The organism is Natronorubrum halobium (assembly GCF_051351675.1).
Classification (GTDB): domain Archaea; phylum Halobacteriota; class Halobacteria; order Halobacteriales; family Natrialbaceae; genus Natronorubrum.
This window is the reverse complement of record NZ_CP195595.1, coordinates 1,255,148-1,272,392: the sequence shown is the minus strand read 5'-3', so window position 1 is coordinate 1,272,392 and position 17,245 is coordinate 1,255,148. Positions and strand designations below refer to the sequence as shown.

At 60.1% G+C, this 17,245-nt stretch carries 15 protein-coding genes, 1 tRNA gene and 4 pseudogenes; 13 read left to right on the top strand and 7 right to left on the bottom strand.

Annotation, left to right across the window (positions count from 1 at the left end; all coding sequences use genetic code 11):
• Nucleotides 1-107: 107 nt before the first annotated feature.
• Entirely contained in the window at nucleotides 108-1,253 is a 1,146-nt protein-coding gene (locus ACSFC7_RS06220) for a tyrosine-type recombinase/integrase (RefSeq protein WP_436346863.1), read from the bottom strand.
• A gap of 288 nt (nucleotides 1,254-1,541) precedes the next feature.
• Between ACSFC7_RS06220 and ACSFC7_RS06215 the strand changes: the two genes are divergently transcribed.
• Nucleotides 1,542-2,378 carry a DUF4097 family beta strand repeat-containing protein gene (locus tag ACSFC7_RS06215; RefSeq protein ID WP_436346862.1) on the top strand — a complete coding sequence of 279 codons (837 nt, stop codon included), beginning with the start codon at nucleotides 1,542-1,544 and terminating at the stop codon, nucleotides 2,376-2,378.
• 209 nt (nucleotides 2,379-2,587) lie between these two features.
• Here ACSFC7_RS06215 and ACSFC7_RS06210 read toward each other — a convergent pair whose 3' ends face one another.
• The gene (locus ACSFC7_RS06210; RefSeq protein ID WP_436346861.1) at nucleotides 2,588-2,899 is read right to left on the bottom strand and encodes a CopG family ribbon-helix-helix protein; all 312 of its coding nucleotides are present in this window, start codon (nucleotides 2,897-2,899) and stop codon (nucleotides 2,588-2,590) included.
• Between the two features lie 97 nt (nucleotides 2,900-2,996).
• Between ACSFC7_RS06210 and ACSFC7_RS06205 the strand changes: the two are divergent.
• Nucleotides 2,997-4,198, top strand: a pseudogene (locus tag ACSFC7_RS06205) (GTP-binding protein).
• Between the two features lie 6 nt (nucleotides 4,199-4,204).
• Here ACSFC7_RS06205 and ACSFC7_RS06200 read toward each other — a convergent pair.
• The 3 genes from ACSFC7_RS06200 to ACSFC7_RS06190 form a co-directional block, all read right to left on the bottom strand.
• Nucleotides 4,205-5,205 (bottom strand): IS630 family transposase gene (locus ACSFC7_RS06200; protein WP_436346860.1). Its coding sequence is split into 2 segments (ribosomal slippage): nucleotides 4,205-4,713 and nucleotides 4,713-5,205, totalling 1,002 coding nucleotides; the frame shifts between segments, so codons are not numbered across the junction.
• A 90-nt stretch (nucleotides 5,206-5,295) separates the two neighbouring features.
• The gene (locus tag ACSFC7_RS06195) at nucleotides 5,296-6,864 is read right to left on the bottom strand and encodes a hypothetical protein (protein ID WP_436346859.1); all 1,569 of its coding nucleotides are present in this window, start codon (nucleotides 6,862-6,864) and stop codon (nucleotides 5,296-5,298) included.
• Nucleotides 6,865-7,567: 703 nt separating this feature from the next.
• Nucleotides 7,568-7,641: transfer RNA gene (locus ACSFC7_RS06190), tRNA-Ile, on the bottom strand.
• A 265-nt stretch (nucleotides 7,642-7,906) separates the two neighbouring features.
• Between ACSFC7_RS06190 and thsA the strand changes: the two genes are divergently transcribed.
• The 3 genes and pseudogenes from thsA (at nucleotide 7,907) to ACSFC7_RS06175 (ending at nucleotide 10,714) form a co-directional block, all read left to right on the top strand.
• On the top strand, nucleotides 7,907-9,586 hold the full coding sequence (gene thsA / locus ACSFC7_RS06185) for a thermosome subunit alpha (RefSeq protein WP_436347916.1): 1,680 nt from the start codon (nucleotides 7,907-7,909) through the stop codon (nucleotides 9,584-9,586).
• A gap of 518 nt (nucleotides 9,587-10,104) precedes the next feature.
• Nucleotides 10,105-10,185: pseudogene (locus ACSFC7_RS06180) on the top strand (UTP--glucose-1-phosphate uridylyltransferase); the annotation flags it as partial.
• Nucleotides 10,186-10,579: 394 nt separating this feature from the next.
• Complete coding sequence (locus ACSFC7_RS06175) at nucleotides 10,580-10,714, top strand: hypothetical protein (RefSeq protein WP_436346858.1); 135 nt, start codon at nucleotides 10,580-10,582, stop codon at nucleotides 10,712-10,714.
• Between the two features lie 160 nt (nucleotides 10,715-10,874).
• On the opposite strand, the gene ACSFC7_RS06170 is transcribed toward ACSFC7_RS06175, so the two are convergent.
• Nucleotides 10,875-11,894 (bottom strand): NADP-dependent oxidoreductase, encoded by a 1,020-nt coding sequence (locus ACSFC7_RS06170; RefSeq protein WP_436346857.1) that lies wholly within the window; start codon nucleotides 11,892-11,894, stop codon nucleotides 10,875-10,877.
• A gap of 226 nt (nucleotides 11,895-12,120) precedes the next feature.
• On the opposite strand from ACSFC7_RS06170, the gene ACSFC7_RS06165 reads away from it, so the two are divergent.
• Together ACSFC7_RS06165 and ACSFC7_RS06160 are read left to right on the top strand one after the other, a co-directional pair.
• A complete protein-coding gene (locus ACSFC7_RS06165; RefSeq protein WP_436347914.1) occupies nucleotides 12,121-13,233 on the top strand; it encodes an MFS transporter in 1,113 nt (370 codons plus the stop codon).
• A gap of 526 nt (nucleotides 13,234-13,759) precedes the next feature.
• Nucleotides 13,760-13,960, top strand: a complete 201-nt coding sequence (locus ACSFC7_RS06160; protein WP_436346856.1) for a hypothetical protein — start codon at nucleotides 13,760-13,762, stop codon at nucleotides 13,958-13,960.
• 315 nt (nucleotides 13,961-14,275) lie between these two features.
• Here ACSFC7_RS06160 and ACSFC7_RS06155 read toward each other — a convergent pair.
• Nucleotides 14,276-14,925, bottom strand: a pseudogene (locus ACSFC7_RS06155) (nucleotide sugar dehydrogenase); the annotation flags it as partial.
• Between the two features lie 560 nt (nucleotides 14,926-15,485).
• On the opposite strand from ACSFC7_RS06155, the pseudogene ACSFC7_RS06150 reads away from it, so the two are divergent.
• The 6 genes and pseudogenes from ACSFC7_RS06150 to ACSFC7_RS06125 form a co-directional block, all read left to right on the top strand.
• Nucleotides 15,486-15,806, top strand: a pseudogene (locus tag ACSFC7_RS06150) (GTP-binding protein); the annotation flags it as partial.
• On the top strand, nucleotides 15,803-16,120 hold the full coding sequence (locus ACSFC7_RS06145; RefSeq protein ID WP_436346855.1) for a metal ABC transporter solute-binding protein, Zn/Mn family: 318 nt from the start codon (nucleotides 15,803-15,805) through the stop codon (nucleotides 16,118-16,120). The pseudogene ACSFC7_RS06150 and the gene ACSFC7_RS06145, both read left to right, overlap by 4 nt.
• Nucleotides 16,117-16,338 (top strand): DUF7511 domain-containing protein, encoded by a 222-nt coding sequence (locus tag ACSFC7_RS06140; protein WP_436346854.1) that lies wholly within the window; start codon nucleotides 16,117-16,119, stop codon nucleotides 16,336-16,338. The genes ACSFC7_RS06145 and ACSFC7_RS06140 overlap by 4 nt, the downstream gene beginning before the upstream one ends.
• A complete protein-coding gene (locus ACSFC7_RS06135) occupies nucleotides 16,335-16,457 on the top strand; it encodes a hypothetical protein (RefSeq protein ID WP_436346853.1) in 123 nt (40 codons plus the stop codon). The genes ACSFC7_RS06140 and ACSFC7_RS06135 overlap by 4 nt, the downstream gene beginning before the upstream one ends.
• A 26-nt stretch (nucleotides 16,458-16,483) precedes the next feature.
• Complete coding sequence (locus ACSFC7_RS06130; RefSeq protein ID WP_436346852.1) at nucleotides 16,484-16,711, top strand: creatininase family protein; 228 nt, start codon at nucleotides 16,484-16,486, stop codon at nucleotides 16,709-16,711.
• The gene (locus tag ACSFC7_RS06125; RefSeq protein WP_436346851.1) at nucleotides 16,629-17,192 is read left to right on the top strand and encodes a creatininase family protein; all 564 of its coding nucleotides are present in this window, start codon (nucleotides 16,629-16,631) and stop codon (nucleotides 17,190-17,192) included. The genes ACSFC7_RS06130 and ACSFC7_RS06125 overlap by 83 nt, the downstream gene beginning before the upstream one ends.
• Nucleotides 17,193-17,245 lie beyond the last annotated feature (53 nt).

The following is a 17,245-nucleotide window of genomic DNA, read 5'->3' as shown; positions in this document are numbered from 1 at the left end:
TCGGCCTGCACGCGAGTCCGTACTCGTCTCTCGAGCGATCGCCTTAGAACTCGAGGCCGTACGAACGGTCCGGGTGACCAGGAATAGCTGCACTCGCTGACTCCGTCTCAGTCCCGGTCCGATCGCTCGTCCCGCTCGCTCGGGTCGACGTCGATGATCGGGGGCTGTGATTCCGGGACGGCGATCGTTCGCTCGAGTACGGACGCGCGGAGCGCGGGTTTCGACGTCGTCGCCTCGCGTCGATACTGGTCGGCGCCGTCGGCCCCCGTCTCTCGAACCCCCCGCGGCGTCAGATAATCGCCGTCGACGTCGACGTCCGCTTCCTTACAGAGGCGCTTCAGGACCGAGCGGGCTCCCTCGGTGGTGATCGTCGGCGGGGCGATCGAGCGCTCTCGAGCGAGTCGACTCGCCGTCGTGTCCGCGAGCAGGTCGTCGATTTCCGTCTCGGTGTGGCCGCGGTCCGCCAACACGCGCTCGACGCGGCGGGCGATCGAGGGTGCGTGGCGGGTCGGAAACAGCGGCCAGTCGTTCGACGGCGGATCGAGGACGACGCGGTAGCGCCGCAACGGCGTCCGAGCGGGTGCCGGTAGCGGCACGTCCTCGAGCCGCTGTGACTTGCCCAGTACGCGGATCGTCCCCGTGTAGAAGTCGACGTCCTCCCACGTCGCACCCGTCCGTCGTTCGTCGTCGGGGACGCGAAACAGTTCGGAGCCCCGAACGCCGGAGTGGGCGAGCAGCGCGACCATCGCGTACTCTCGCAGGCGGCTACAGCGTTCATCTCGATCGAGTTCACCCGTCGTGGCTTCGAGTGCGTGTTCGCGAACGTACGTCCGCAGGCGTCGACGCTGGGTGGCGGTCCAGAACGCGCCGTCGGAGCGGTCGTCTCCGGACGGCAGTGCGGACTCGGCGGCGTCGGCTGCGGCCGGGTTCGACTCCAGAATGCCGCCGCGGACGCACCACGAGAGAAAGGCTCGCACGACCGCGTAGTAGGTGCCGGCGGTCGACGCCGCGTACTCGCCGCGGTCGGCCCGGGATCGCAACTCGGCAGCGTACGCGCGCATGTGGTCGATCTCGAGGGCGAACAGCGAGGTGACGCCGTGTTCGGTCTCGAGCCAGTCGGCCCAGCGTCGCAGGATCGATTCGGCGTTCGACGCGTAGGTTCCGGCACCGGGGCCGTCCGGGTCGCCGACGGCCTTCCGCTGGAGATAGGCGTCGACCGCGTCGACGACGGTGACGCCGCCGCGTTCGCTCACGATTCGATCACCCTGTCGACGGACGGTTCGGTACGCCGGACCCGACCCTGACGTTCGCCGCTCCGGGACGCCGTTCGCTCGCGGCTGCCGACGGCACGGCGAGCGCGACCGGTGGAATCGACGCCGCGAATCATCTGTTCGTACGGTACTGGTCCACCACCCTAAATCTGTGTTTCGGTCTCTCCCCTCCGGAAAGAAACGAGTACAGTCTCCCGAACTGTCGAGCCAACGTGACAGTCGTCCGCCGTGACGGTCGCCATTATAGTATTCGGCGGCGTACGGCCGCGTATGACACGCCTGGCGTCACGGCGATCCGTGCTGGTCGGCGCCGCCGGCGGTGCCCTTTGTGGAGTCGCCGGCTGTCTCTCGAGCAGTCGCGACGTCGAGGAAACGGTAACGAAAACGCACGCCACGGACGAACTGCGGGCGGTAACGGTCTCGACGACCGTGAGCGACGTCGACGTTCACGCGACGCCGACGGATGCGGTCGACATCGAGGGGCAGAAGGCAGCCGTCAGTCGCGACGACCTCGAGTCGGTCGGACTGTCGACGGCGACCGATGGCGGTATCCTCGACGTATCGGTCGATCGAGACGATTCGCATACCGTCTTCGGAATTCGACCCGATCCGGTGCTCGACCTCTCCGTTGCCGTCCCCGACCGTCTCGAGGTGCGACGGATCGAGTCGCAAGCCGGTGACATCGGCGTGGAGAACGTCCAGGGGGGACTACAACTGCGAACCGAAACTGGATCAGTCGACGCGACGGCCGTCGACGGAACCGTCACGGCAGCGACGGAGACTGGCGCCGTCGTCGTCGACGACCCCGAGTCGATCGACCGACTCGTCACTGACACCGGCGACGTCACCGCGTCGCTTCCCGGACTCGACGGCGATGCGGCGATCGAGACGTCGACCGGCTCCGTCGACCTGCGCGTTCCCGACGACCTCGATCTGACGCTCGAGATCACGACCGAGACGGGTGAAATCACGGTCACTGACGTGGAGGATCTGCCGGAGATGGCCGGTGACTCGTTGATCGAAGCCGTCGTCGGAGACGGAGCGAATCGACTCGAGGTTTCGACGGAGACGGGGGACGTGACGGTGACTGGGCTGGAGGGAGAATAACAGTAGTTGGTAATACGGTTTCTTTATTCAGAACTGAGAGTGAAACTCGTGGTAAGTACAGAGCGTATTTATCACGACCACCCAAGACCCGACAGTAACTGGATGGTTTCATCAACCCGTTTCAGCAGGACATTCGAGGCCGAGCTACAGACGGTGGCGATACACGTCGAGAAGAAAGTAGGCCCGTGGCCACCAACGTGGCAGTAAACCTAGTCATTCCGCGTCTTCACGGAGCAGTCGTCAAGGGTGAGACTCCTGTGGCTTTCCGTGAGGTCGATGGCGTCGTACTCGTGGCGTACTCTTGTGAGACGCTGTTGAATTGCAGATTGACAGTATTCGAAGACCACAGTCACCGTACAAATATGTTGCTGGTCGTCGATATTTCGCGACTGAAACTCTTCAAACAGCGTCCGTGTGCCTTCACGTACGACCTCGTTCCGGCCGCTATATCCGTGTTTGTCGGCAAACTCATCGATCCGTTCGAGTAACGCTTCGGGCACCGAAATGCTAACGACGCTCACATACTAAGATTGACCCTTATGATATTATAAACTGTTATGACTGGATCTAAAGAACATAATAATTATTATTTTAATAATAGAAATTTATAATCATCGTATGCCGTTTAACAACGACCCGATCCCGGTGACGATTCTCAGTGGAAGCCTCGGTGCCGGAAAGACGACGACGCTCAACCACGTTCTCAACAGCGAGCAAGAACTGAACGCCGCAGTCGTTGTCAACGATATGGGGGAGGTGAACGTCGACGCCGATCTCGTCGAGCGCGAGTCAGAGCTCACGCAGAACACGAGGAGATAATCGAGCTGTCAAATGGTTGCATCTGCTGTCGGCTCCGTGGGGACATGCTTGACGAGGTGGGACGATTGGCCGAAGAGCGAGACTTCGAATATCTCCTCGTCGAGTCGTCCGGAATCAGCGAACCGATCCCGGTCGCCCAGACGTTCGCTCGCGGATTCGAGGATGCGGAGTTCGACCCCACGGGAGTTTACGAACTAGACACGATGGTTAGCGTCGTCGACGCACACAGTTTCTGGCAGGGGTTCGACTCTGGCCAGGCACTCACCGACGACTCGATCGATCCTCAGGACAATCGCGTCCCGGAAGAGGCCTTCATGGATCAGATCGAGTTCTGCGACGTCCTCCTGTTGAACAAGTGCGATCTCGTCCCGGATGACGAACTGGCGGAGATGGAGGCGGTATTGCAGACACTCCAACCGCGAGCGAAGATCATCCGGACGGAACACGGTGCCGTCGATCCCGAAGAGATCCTGAACACGGGCCAGTTCGATTTCGAGGCGGCAAGCCAGTCTGCCGGGTGGAAGCGCGAACTCCAGCACGGACATCACCACGAGGCAGCCGCCGAGGAGCACGGCGTCACATCCTTTGTCTTCGACACCGACCGACCGTTCCACCCCGAGCGAATTGCTCGTCTCTTTGCCAACCTCCCGGACGGAATCGTCCGCGCGAAGGGCTTTTTCTGGTCGGCGGGTCGCGAAGACATCGCGATGGGACTCGATAAAGCAGGCCAGTCTGTCCGGGCTGGTCCGAACGGGACGTGGATCGCAACGCTCCCGAAGGCCGAACAAGAGCAATACTTTGCTGCCCGCCCCGGAATCAAGGAAGACTGGGACGAGCAGTGGGGTGATCGCGGGACAGAACTCGTGTTCATCGGTCGCGAATTCGACCAGAGTTCGCTGGTTGAGCGGCTGGAAGACTGTGTCCTCTCGGATACTGAGATGGGCGACGACTGGGACGAGTACTCAGACCCGTTCAGCCCGGATGAGCAGCGCGAACTATAGTAGACATTAGAAATAATCACTCATCTCAGGAACCATAAGTTGGTCGAGGGCGGTGTCGATCGCTGCTGTGAGTTCAGTAAGCGAATCAAAGAATCGGTTGCTGAGAGCAGCTTGGCGTTGTCTCCAGCACTCCTCTACGGGATTTAGCTCGGGAGAGTACGCTGGTAACGTGACGAAGGCGAGGTCGTCACGGGCCGCGAGGTCCGTGACGGCCGACGCCTGGAAATACGGCGCTCCATCCAGCACGATGATCAGGTCATCTTTGAACTCTTGGCATAATTCGAGAATGAAATGTTTGGCGTGAGCGGCGGTCACGTACTCTTCGAACCGAGAGAAAAAGCGATCACCGTCTTCGGTGATCGCGCCCAGCAGACACATCCAGTCGCGTTGGCCAGATAATTCGACGGACGGCCGCGTGCCGCGCGGAAACCACGCGGCACGCGGCTCGACTTGGACAGATTTCTTGGTTTGATCAATACAGACTACTGTGGCGTCCATCTCCCGCCGCTTTTTTTGAGTTCCTCGCGAAACGTTTCTTGCTCCTCAGTATCAGACTCGGCAGCTGTACGACGTGGTTTTTGATAGCTCAATCCCGCTTCTTTGAGCAACCGCCGACAACTCGGGATTGAATATTCGATATCATAGGTTTTGTCAAGATACTGTTGGACGAGCGCCGGCGTCCACGCTGGCGCGTCGATACCGGCTTCCTTGGGCGATTGGTGGACAGTCTCTTCGAACTCCTTTTGCTGTGTTTTTGAGAGCTTTCGTTTTCTCCCAGATCGATGAGCATCAGTGACAGCATGCTCAAGCGACTCGTCAGTGTCGAGTCGCTTGAGCCAGCTATAAATTGTCCGTCGCTGAACATCGTACCACTTGGCTAGCTCAGTCTGCGTGACACCGTTTTTGTACGCTATTGCCGCCAACAACCGTTGTGTTGGCTTCTTTTCTTCCACGTTGTCGAGGGTATCTTGCAATTCCTCGACGGAGATCTCGTCGAGATGATCCACTATATACAGCAACAATTTACGAGTAGAAAGTTCTAACGGTTACTATCGGTACCGGACAGATCTGAACGTAACTGGTCCGGAGTGTTCCAGTCAATATCCTCTGAGCGTGAACTCTCCGAGCCTCGTGTACGTGGTCAGTCCCGACGGATGGGGCACCTCGTCCGGTCGGCCTTCCATCAGCAGCCAGGCGAAGACTTCCTCGCCCTGGATAGGTTCGTCGTCGATGTACTGGGCGGGATGGTAGAACTCGAACTCGGTCTCCGGGTCGAGGGCGCGGATGGCTTCGCCGATCTCGCCTTCCTTGGGGCGGACGACGACAACCTCCTTGAGCTCATCAAGCGCGAGGGTGATGCTCTCGGGGCCATCGGGGTTCCGGAACCGGACCAGCGTCTCCTCGTCGCCCTCAAGGTAGAACTCGGTCTCCGGCGTGGTCCACTCGCTCCCGTCAAAAATCTGTGTCTCGATGCCGTCTGCCGTTCCGGGAGTCGGTTGGGTTATCCACTTCGAGACGTAGAAGATCGTCGGCCCGCCGTACTCCTCGTCGCGGTAGGTCTGGAACTCCGTCACATAGCCGGGGCCCTGACGCTGCCAGACCGGCATGAAGACGCCGTCCTCGTAGAAGTCGTAGTTGATGTAGTAGTTGTACGGGGCGAACCGATGCCCGGAGTGGAAGTCACGGGCGTTCGGGATCGCGCCCGTGTGGAAGTGCGTCCGAAGTCGGAACCCGCGCGGGTGCTCGGGGGTCTCTGGGTACTCGGTCGTCCCGAGCACACCGGGTCCACCGAAGTCGTTGCTGTGGATGTCCCAGTAGAGCAGTTCCCCACTGAAGACGGGCTCGTTGTCGGGAAACATGAACTCGCGTGTGTTGCGGCCGTTCCGTTCCGGAAGGGCGTAGCCGGTCGACGTGCTTACCGGTGCAATGTACTCGAACGCCGGTTTGCCGTTGTAGGTCGCGCTGACCTCCGCACCGACGGTTCGCGGACCCGACCACTCGACGGACCACTCCGCGTCCTCGATGACTTCGTCGACGTTTTCGGTGCGGTGGTATCCTTCCGGTGCGGTGATCTGCGGCCGCTGCAGCATCGGCGGTTCTGGGACGCTTCCGAGAACCGTCTCTCCGTCCGGATTCATCTCTCTTGCGAGTTGCTGCGGTGAATGTTCGACGAACTCCTCGATGAGGACCACGTCCAGGAGTTCGATATCGTCGCCCGCGACGTTGATGAACGTGCTTACGACGTTGAGTTCGCCGTCTTGCATCACGTAGTAGATCGCGGGCGAGACCTCCCCGTGGGCGTAGTCGCCGTAGGCAGTGATGATTTCCGCCGCCTTCTCCATGGGATACCAGTCATTCCCCTCGAGGTGTTGCCAGACCTCGTCGTGGTCGAGGACGTACTCGTGGCGTTGACGTCCCTCTTCATCCGGATAGTCGCGGTTCCAAGTTACATCGATCGGGTCGGTGATGTGGAGTGCTTGTAGTTCCTCTGTGTGCCGATCGACGAGACCGTAAGCGACCTGCCGTTGCTCCGCTGTGACCTCAAATTCTCCGGATTCACGGCCCCCATCGACACTCATTCCGGTCGTTCCCTGGATACTGATGGCATCGAGATCATTGGTTAGCGGATCGTAGGCTTCGAACGCTGCAATCCAATCGCTTGCCACGTCGTTCACCGCTGGGTCTGCGAGTAGCGTTTCGACTGCCTGTCGCTTTCGGTATCCCCACAGATCCTTGTATCCGAAGTCGCTGACGTCGCGCGGACCAATACGACGTGCGTCTGTGATCCGATCACCCGGTTCGGGAGGCTCGTCCGAGTCCGACTGTCCTTCAACGTTCCCGTCCGAACAGCCTGCGAGGACGCTCCCTGTTGCGACGCTCAACGCCGCTACGAATTGACGTCTACTCACGTTTCGAAGTTCGCCTCCTGTGACTTGTGAACCCATACCACACTAAATATTCCAGGCTAACTTATGATTATTTTATATTATCCTAGAAACTCCTAAAGATGGATAGACAGGTCAGCGAACATGCTCGCCCTGACCTGTCTAGGTACGCCGGCAAGCGTGACGAGAAGGCCTACGAGGATGGTTGTAAAGGTAATTTGTCCGACACGGTTTGCTATCTGGGTTGAGTTGAATAGTGTCAGTAAGTCCCTCTGTTCGACGTAGTGAACATGGGACAGGGAGCAGCCACTATCAGGTCCTCCTCAAGCTCAGCGAGGCACAGGACGACCGCAAACCAGCGAATCCGCGAACCTTTCCGCTCGTGGGACCCCCGTCTGTGACAGGAACCCCACGATTTCAGCCGTAGGAGGAAGTCAGTGTTGAACACAATCATCTCCCACAATTCTATGGGATTGATACGAGATGGGCCTTACCGGATTCGAACCAGTGACCACTCGGTTATGAGCCGAGGGCTCTACCTGACTAAGCTAAAGGTCCGCAGATTGGATGATCGAAACGATATTCATAGTGTTTTCTATTCCATTGCAGAAACTCATATCATACCTCTCATACCGCCGGGACCACCAGCAGGCGGGCCGCCTGCGTCGTCGTCACTACCACGTTGGTCTGACCGTCCTTGAGATCGCCAGCCGCAATGAACCTGTTCCGAATAATGTATTGAGCATTTCAAACTCATATTCGGCCGATAGCAACACATGTATATAGAACCTCAAACAATCCGCTGGTTGTTATGGCAAAACGAATGGGCGACCAGCCGATGGTTATCATGTCCGAGGAGAGTCAGCGAACTTCGGGCGATGACGCACAGTCGATGAACATCACTGCAGGGAAAGCTGTCGCCGAGGCAGCTCGAACGACGCTTGGGCCCAAAGGGATGGACAAGATGCTCGTTGGATCGGCGGGTAACGTCGTCGTGACGAACGATGGTGTCACGATCCTCAAGGAGATGGAGATTGACCATCCTGCGGCCAACATGATCGTCGAGGTTGCAGAGACACAGGAAGAAGAAGTCAGCGATGGCACCACCTCCGCCGTTGTCATTGGCGGCGATCTCCTCAGTCAGGCTGAGGATCTCCTCGAGCAGGATGTCCACCCAACGTCGATCGAGCAGGGATACCGACAGGCATCCGAGAAAGCGAAGCAGCTTCTCGAGGAGATCGCAATCGATGTTGATGCCAACGATACCGACACCCTTGAGCAGATCGCCGCCACGGCGATGACCGGTAAGGGCGCAGAGAACGCCAAAGATCGACTGGCTGAACTCGTCGTTGGTGCTGTCACTAGTGTTGCTGATGATACTGGTGTCGACACGGACAACATCAAAGTCGAGACGCTCGTCGGTGGCGCAATCGAGGACTCCGAACTCATCGATGGGGTCGTCGTCGACAAAGAGCGTGTCTCCGACAGTATGCCGTACTTCGCCGAGGATGCGTCCGTCGCTGTGATTGACGACTCGCTTGAAGTTGCTGAAACTGAGATCGATACCGACGTCAACGTTACCAACCCCGACCAACTTGAGGAGTTCCTCGACCGCGAACAGAAACAACTGCGTGAGATGGTCGACGAGATCGTCGATACCGGTGCTGATGTCGTCTTCGTTCAGGACGGCATCGACGATTTGGCCCAGCAGTATCTCGCCGACGCAGGCATTCTGGCAGCCCGCCGAACCAAATCCAGTGACGCCGAGCAGATCGCTCGCGCGACTGGTGCCCAAATTGTGGGCAACGTCTCCGATATCGAAACCGACGATCTCGGCTTTGCCGGCAGCGTCGCACAGCAGGATGTCGGTGGCAGTCAGCAACTCGTCATCGAGGATGTCGAGGACGCTGCCTCCGTCACGCTCTTGCTTCGCGGCGGGACCGAGCATGTCGTCGACGAAGTCGAACGCGCGATCAGTGACAGTCTCGGTGTCGTTCGCATTACGCTCGAGGACGGCAAGGCACTCCCCGGCGGCGGTGCGCCCGAGGCCCAACTCGCGCTCGAGTTACGCCAGTTCGCCGACAGCGTCGGCGGCCGTGAGCAACTGGCAGTCGAAGCCTTCGCTGACGCGCTGGAAACCATTCCACGCACACTTGCTGAGAACGGCGGACTCGATCCGATCGATTCGCTGGTCGAACTTCGAAGCCAGCACGATGCCGGCACGGCGACTGCCGGACTCAATGTAACCACTGGCGACGTCATCGACATGGATGAGGCCGGCGTCGTCGAACCGCTACGCGTCAAGACGCAGGCTATCGGTTCTGCCACCGAGGCAGCCGTCATGCTCCTGCGTATTGACGATGTCATCGCGGCTGGCGACCTCAAAGGTGGCCAGGTCAACGCCGGTGATGACGACGATGCCGGCGGCCCACCCGCTGGCGGACCAGGTGGCATGGGTGGCGGAATGGGCGGAATGGGCGGTGGCATGGGCGGCATGATGTAAGTTCGGCGACTACCGATTGCGGCCTGCCTGTTCTGTTTTCTTTGATGACGAGAGCGGGTTGCTCTCTCGAACCGCCTGACCCCGAGGCGATTCACGAACGCTGTATCCCTCTTTGCTTGCGCCTTCGGCGCTCGCTGAGAAAGGGGCATTAGCGCCTCAATTCAGCTAACCGCGGTTCAGACACCTGAATGCACGGTGCTGTTGCTGATTCGGACGTGGCATCCGGTGGTTCGTGGAAGTGGCGATCAGGAAAGTGGGGATTTGGGTGGTTGTCGAATCGCCAGTTACATTGGTCTAACTCGTGGTGTCGTCTGAATAGTTTGGATGGAGACATCAAGTGAACCACCTTGGGGTCAAGTGGTTCGAGAATCTTCGATTCTCGTCATCACGGAAATCTTTGATTTTCGAATGACCTCGAGGCACTCGGCCTACTTCTCCTGTAGAACCACTGGAGGAGGCAGGAAAGAAGATGTCTGTTACGGATCTCTGTTACAGATGTATGAGGTGACCGCACGTGCTATACGTTCACGCCCGCGATTTTCTCAGCGTGTGAGTTGGTGCAGCCCTCAAGTCGCGGTGAATACGAGATCAGTGAGGCCAGTCGCTGGTGTCGGCGCTGCTGGAACAGCCGGACTCGGTGCCGCTGGTTCGCCAACTGCCATTGCGTTCTCATTCGAGGAGTCAGTCTCGATCGCTCAGTCTGAAGTCACAAGCAAATTCGTCAATACCCACAGGTTTACAGCGCTACGGTAAACAGGAAGCGATCACTTTTCTTTGCAGACCACCTCTCAGTCTGTGCCACATTCGTGTTTTCTATTCAATAAAGAACGATCACTGTCAATTTGTCTCAGAGTCGAGTGTGTTGTCGCTGCTAGAGTCGCGCGAGACCGCCGAGTGCACAGCGTCTGACTCTCAAATCCACGGCCAACCGGTAGTGAATACGCACGGTGTATCCTACGGTACAGACCGGATGCGTCGACGGACCGAGAACCGATGACGATTCTCGACGCCGCCTTCCTGATCGACTATTTCGACGGCTGGCGCCTCGACGCTGGCTACCCCGCGGATCGGAACGAAGCCACAGAGCAGTCGCAGCCGGAGCAAGCCGTCGCCGAAGCAGCCAACTAGGCTGATCGGTTCTCCCGATGGCTGTCGACACGCCCCCTCTCATCGGTCCTGACACCAGCTCCCAATGGAGGTGTACTGTCGTCCGGTTCCAGCGCCCTCGAGAGCGCTCTGTCCCGTAGGGATCGGGCGTCTCGAGGCCAGTCCGCTCGCTCGAGCCGGCTCACTCCCCGTCGATCCGGACGAGCTGTTTCCCGACGTTCGTCCCTTCGAACAGCCCCAAGAACGCGTCGGAGGCGGTCTCGATGCCGTCGGTGACCGTCTCCCGATACCGGAGCCGGTCGTCCTCGACCCACCGCCGCAGTCGCGCGTTGATGTGGTCGAATCGATCGGCGTGATCGCTGACGATGAACCCCTCGACGCGGGTTCGGGTCCGCTGGTGGAGCCGTCGCGGTCCGCGCAGTCGGTCGTCGCCGGCTTCCGCGTTGTAGAGGGCGATCTTTCCGCAGACCGCCACGCGCGAGTGGTCGACCAGGCGATCCATGACGGCGTCGCTCACCTCGCCGCCGACGTTCTCGAAGTAGCAGTCGACGCCACGTGGGCAGGCGTCGGCGACCGCCGCCGAGAGGTGGTCGGCCGTTCGGTAGTTGATCGCTGCGTCGAAGCCGAGGTCGTCGGTGAGCCAGTCGGCCTTCTCGTCCCGGCCCGTGATCCCGACCACACGACAGCCGGCGATCCGGGCGATCTGGCCGGCAACGGAGCCGACCGCGCCGGCCGCGGCAGAGACGACGACCGTATCGCCGGGTTCGATCCGGCCGACGTCAACCGTCCCGACGTAGGCGGTCCGACCGGGCATCCCGAGGACGTGGAGCGCCGTCGAGTTCGGGGCGATCCCCGTGTCGACGGGTTCGAGTTCGGTGCCGTCGACGACCGCGTACTCGGCCCAGTAGAGGTTGCCGAAGACGGTGTCGCCGGCCTCAAATGTGCCGTGATTCGACTCGACGACCGTGCCGACGGCCCGTCCCCGCATCGGTTCGCCGACGGGCCACGGGTCGGCGTACGAGTCAGATTCGCGCATCCGCCCGCGCATGTACGGGTCGACGGAGAGGTAGTCGGTCCGGACCAGGACTTCCTTTGGTCCCGGCTCGGGGATCGGATCCACGGTCAGTTCGAAATCGTCGGCCGTCGGCTCGCCGGTCGGTCTGTTCGCGAGCCGCCACTGTCGGTTGTGCGTTGTTCCCATGGCTCGCGGAGCGTTCGGCTGCCGCGGTCATGACAGTGCGGAAAGGAGCAAGCGAGACGCCGCGTGCGCTCCCACGGAGCGGTTTCGCCGCTCGCCGAGGGCGGGGTCGCCGCAATCCGAACGTTTTCCTCCGGTCGTGGTAGAGTTCCCGTTCGTGCAGGCCGCTTCCGGCGAGGCGCCCGACGGTCGTCGCAGTTGGCTCATCGCGGGCGTCGGCGCGATCGCGATGGTCTTTACCTTCGGCACGCCGCTGTCCTACGGGGTGTTTCGGGGGCCGTTCAGCGAGGCGTTCGCCGTCTCGCCGCTCACGCTGTCGGCGGTGTTCTCGCTCATGCTGTTTACCTTCTTTATCGGCTCCGGGCTCGTCGGCGTCTTCGCCGCGCGGCTGCCGGCTCGCTGGGTCCTGCTCGCGTCTGCCGGCGCGACCGCGCTGCTCGCCCCGTCGCTGTACGTCGTCGACTCGTACCTCGGGTTGGCCGTCGTCTTCGCGGTTTTGGGGCTGGCGCTCGGCACCGTGTTCGTCCTCATCACCTCGGTCGTTCCGCGCTGGTTCGAGGCCCGCCGCGGCGCTGCGACCGGCCTGATATTCATGGGCAACGGACTCGGCCTCTTCGTGCTCCCGCCGCTGTGGCAGGTGAGCTTCGCGGCCGTCGGCGTCCGGCGCGGGTTCCTCGTGATTATGGGGGTCACCGCGGTGGCGTTTAGCCTCGCGGGGCTGACGTGTCGCCGCCCGCAGTGGGCTGCGCCGTCGACGGCGACGGCGGGCGAACTCCTTGAGTGGGTCGGGGAACTGGCTGGCACGCGGACGTTCCGGCTGCTGTTCGTCGGCATGGGCCTCGGGTTCGCGTGGTACCAGCTGCTGGCGGCATACGCGGTCGACCTCTTTGCTGCCCGCGGGCTGACCGCAGTGGGCGCATCGGCTGCGTTCGGTCTCATCGGCGGGGTCAGTATCGTCTCCCGCATCGGCGGCGGCTACCTCGCGGACCACGTCGGCTCGCGACGCGCGTTCCTTGGCTCGCTCGCCTGTGCCGCCGTCGGGCTCATCCTCTTCTTCCCGCCCCGCGCGTCGCTGCTGGCCGCCGGCATCGTCCTGATCGGCCTCGGCCTGGGCGGCTGTGCAACGCTGTACGTGCCGCTGCTCATGCAGACCTACTCCCTCGAGAAGGACACGGCCGTTATCGGCGTGTTCAACGTCGCCGGCGGCATCGGTGCGCTCGCCATGCCACCGCTCGGAACCGCGACCGTTGCTTATACTGACGGCTATACGGTTGCGATCCTCCTCACCGTCATCGTCACGGTCGTTGCCTACCGGCTGATCAGTACGGCGACGACCGCGTAGCGGTGTCTCGGTGATGTGGGGGCTTAGTTGAGGCTTGAGGACGAGGTATCTCGCGGCCGGGTCTTCGAGCAGGTACTGGCAGTACCCCCACTCGGACTACTACTTCTGCGCCACACGACAGTTGGGTGCCGGCGTTTTTCCCAAGTTAGCCCCTCGGAGACGATGTCGTCGGTGGGCTCGACAACGTGAGGCGAAAAATTACCATGGACTAATAAGAGACTAGCACCAAACTGCGGATATTCGGATGTGTAGTGAATGTCCCCAAATAACAGACCTCTCTTCAATAGAACCTGAGAACTTCAAATTACGGAATACAAATTTTTTGATGGGGGGATACGCATTACGATCTACTTGATCATCAAACGAAGAAGCAACTCCGTGCAGAAATTTGGCGGGTGCGAAACGGCGATATTGAACGGATTCTTGACGATTTTCCTACCTGTGAACCACTTGTAGAACAATGTGCTCTCTGGATGCATGCAGTAGTTGGGAAACATTTTTCCCGGATGCAAATCACAGGACTGCTATGGCACTTCTTCGAAAATTACTCCGCGAAAATGGCGTTGGAATTGGAGGTTGGCCAATTGATCGGACAATGGAAGCACGCGATGAATCTCATCGAGTGCGTCATAAAATTCCACCAATCCACCTTGATACTCTCTATGAGCGAGATGAACTCTATGAGGTGTGGCTTGATTACTTCAATGACGTATTAGAAGTCGGGTGAGAAGAGCAACGAATTACTCACTGTCGTCATCTTTGTCTGCGAGTGCTTCATACAAATCTTTATTATTTTTCACATCCTCTGCCATATCTCGCTCGGACTTTTTGTTTAACCCCATAGTTCATATCCTCTACTACCACTACTGTATCGCCGTGTATTAGGCTTTCTACCTCTAATTGATATTATGTCCGGTAGCGGTTACATTGGACTTTTACGGCGCAGTGGCCACCTCGAGGTCTACGATGCACTCGCGGGTCGCCCGGCTGACCGCGACGTCCCGTTCGTATTCCGAAAGGGAGCGATGGGTTGCTGACCAGCCTACCAGGTGATCCCTTCGCAGACGACGTTTTCCGGGGGGTCGATAATGCGACGGCCATCGACGACAACTGGCGTGGCCATCGCGTCGAACTCGTCGTCGCGCGTCGCGAACTCGTCCCAGTCGGTGACGACAACGGCGCCGTCGGCGTCTGTGAGCGCCGCGGCTGCGCTGTCGGCGTACTCTATCTCGGGGAAGCGTTCCGTCATGTTGTCCGCGGCGCGGGGTCGTAGGCGACGACGTCGGCGTTCTTCTGTTGGAGTGCTTCGATCACCGGGATCGCGCGGGAGTTCCGGATATCGTTTGTCCGGGGTTTGAAGGCGAGTCCGAGGACGGCGACTCGCTTGTTAGCGGGGTCGACGTGGCCTTCGAGGAGAGCGAGGAGACGCTTGGGTTGGCGGTCGTTGACCTCCGCGGCGGCCTCGAGCATCACGGGCTCGTAGTTCTGGTTTTTGGCGGCAGCCGTGATCGCCGTGACGTCCTTTGGGAAACAGGAGCTGCCCCAGCCGACGCCGCTGCGGAGGAACTGCTCGCCGATGCGATCGTTGAGGCCGATCGCGTCGGCCACCTCGTAGGCGCCAATGTCGAACTTTTTGCAGAGATTCTCGAGGTCGTTGATTAGGCTGCTCTTCGAGGCGAGGAAGGGGTTATTGACACTGTTTGTTACCGTTACTCTGTCGGCCTAACTACGATACCAGCAACTGTCACTGTGGTAAGGAAGCTTCCGATGAAGAGCACGATTGCAAGGGTCATTCCGGCGAGCCAAGCGAACGATCGGCTGTACATTTAAGTGAGTACTTGAGCCATGATCGGGGTAGCCTTTTCTGTGTATATGTAGCTGAGTTACTTGTACGCTTAGCTGCACGAGGTTGCCCTGATTCGCCGAGTGTTCCCTACGACTACGGGTGCCCACCCGACGACCGCTGTGCTGGTGATCCGGTTTCTCGGTGGATATGCGTATCGTCGGGCCGTTGCTTGTCTCTCCCCGGTCATCGCCAGTGTATTCGTTCACGGAGTCGAACCCGAATTCCTCACTTGACAATCTCCGCAATACAAGTTACGGAAGTCATCGTGAGCGTACTGAGGTTGAAGGTCGTGAGTGGTCCCTCCACCCGCTCAAGGGTGGTCAACATGCCGTCGATACAGTCGTCAATGTCTATATGGGATTTCTCCTAGCGGTCGTTGTCGAGGATGGGAAAGGCTGATCACTGGGTGAGTCAGGCGGGCACACAGACTCACGTCGAGGTCAACGGTCGGTGGGCAGTCACACTTCCGGAGTTCCAGCGGGAATCCTACCGTGACTCGCGGTCGGATCTCCACTGGGACGAGCAGTGGGGTGACCGCGAAGTGAAACTCGTCTTCATCGGTGCTGGGATGGACGAGTCCGCCATCGTCGACACGCTCGACGACTGCCTCCTGTCGGAGACGGAGATGAACGACGACTGGAACGCGTTCGAGAATCCGTTCCCAGGGACGATGGAGTGGTCCCAGCCTCCAATGGAACAGCGCTTCGTCGTCGGTGAACAACAGTGAATATCGGCCAGCGCTACGGCTTCGAGGTCGAAACGTTGACGGGACTCTCTCCCGACGACGAGCCAACACTGAAGGACAGAGAGCGCGCTCAGGAAATCATCGCCGAGCACGACCTCCAGTACGTCTGTGCGGACCCGCTTGAATCCAAAACGGCGGCGAATCAGCTCGTCAAGAAGACCGACGCCACCGAAATCCTGCCGCTGACGCCGATTCCCGGACAGACCCAGGAGTGGGCCGATGAGGACTGGGGCTACGTCGAGATAATGGAGAATGTCAACTTCGAATCGCTCGCGACGGCCTTCCACGCAGAATGACCGATTCCACGTCTGGCGACCCCGAACCGGAGTGGTACGGAAACGCCGAACCCAGGCCGTCCGATCGTCCGCGCTCAGGATTGATGGCACTGGTCGCTGGTCCATGTCACAGGCCTATCTGTACGATCTATCCGCCGGACGTGGCTGTTCCGGATCGATCGACGACATGGATAACAGCGTACGGTGACTCGTTCGTCGACCTCGACGACTGCCGATGACGACAGCAACTCCGGAGACGGACCGGTCCGTGGGCCCCATCATCAGCGTCGACGACGTCACGTTCGGCTACGGCGATCTCCCGGTTCTCGAGGTCGAAACAGCTCTCGTCGGGGTGTAATCGAAGTCACTTAATCGGTCCCGTCGATGGTGTCGTTCATGCAACTCGAGACGAGTTCTTGGGCCGATATCGAGGCAGTGGCACCGACGACAGCGCTCGTTCCCGCCGGGAGTACGGAACAGCACAGTCCGCACGCGCCTGTCGGGACCGACACGATTATCGCGCGAGCGGATGGCCGGCGAGGCCGATCGGGCGTGGGATGGCGAATCAGTTGTGCTCCCAGCGCTGCCGGTCGGCGTCGCGCCCTATCATGATCGTTTCCCCGGGACGCTGTCAGTGTCGACGGAGACGCTCCGTCACTACGCTCATGATGTCGTGAAGTCGCTTTCGGACTCGAGCGTCGAGACGGTTGTCTTCGTCAACGGTCACGGCGGCAACGGCGAGACCCTCTCGCACCTCGCCCGCGAGGTGACCGAAGCGGAAGCTATCGAACTCGATGCGTTCCTCTGGGAGTGGATGCGCGCCGTCGACGAGCACGTCGGTCACGCAGGCGAACTCGAGACAGCCGTGCTACTCCACCTCTGTCCAGACGATGTCGGTGAGCCAGTTGCCGGTGACGCCTCCGCATGGAACGACACGGTCGATGGCGGCGTCGTCCGCCAGTTCACCGACGAGTTCAGCGAGAACGGCGCGGTTGGCGATGCGACCGACGCGTCGGCCGAACAGGGCGAAGCAGTGTTCGAGACGGCCCTCGACGCACTCGTCTCGTTTCTCAAGCGGGTCGAGAACGCCTAACGGAACGCAGAGGGGGGGAGTATTCGTCCGTGATGCGGCCGTCGCGCTCTGAC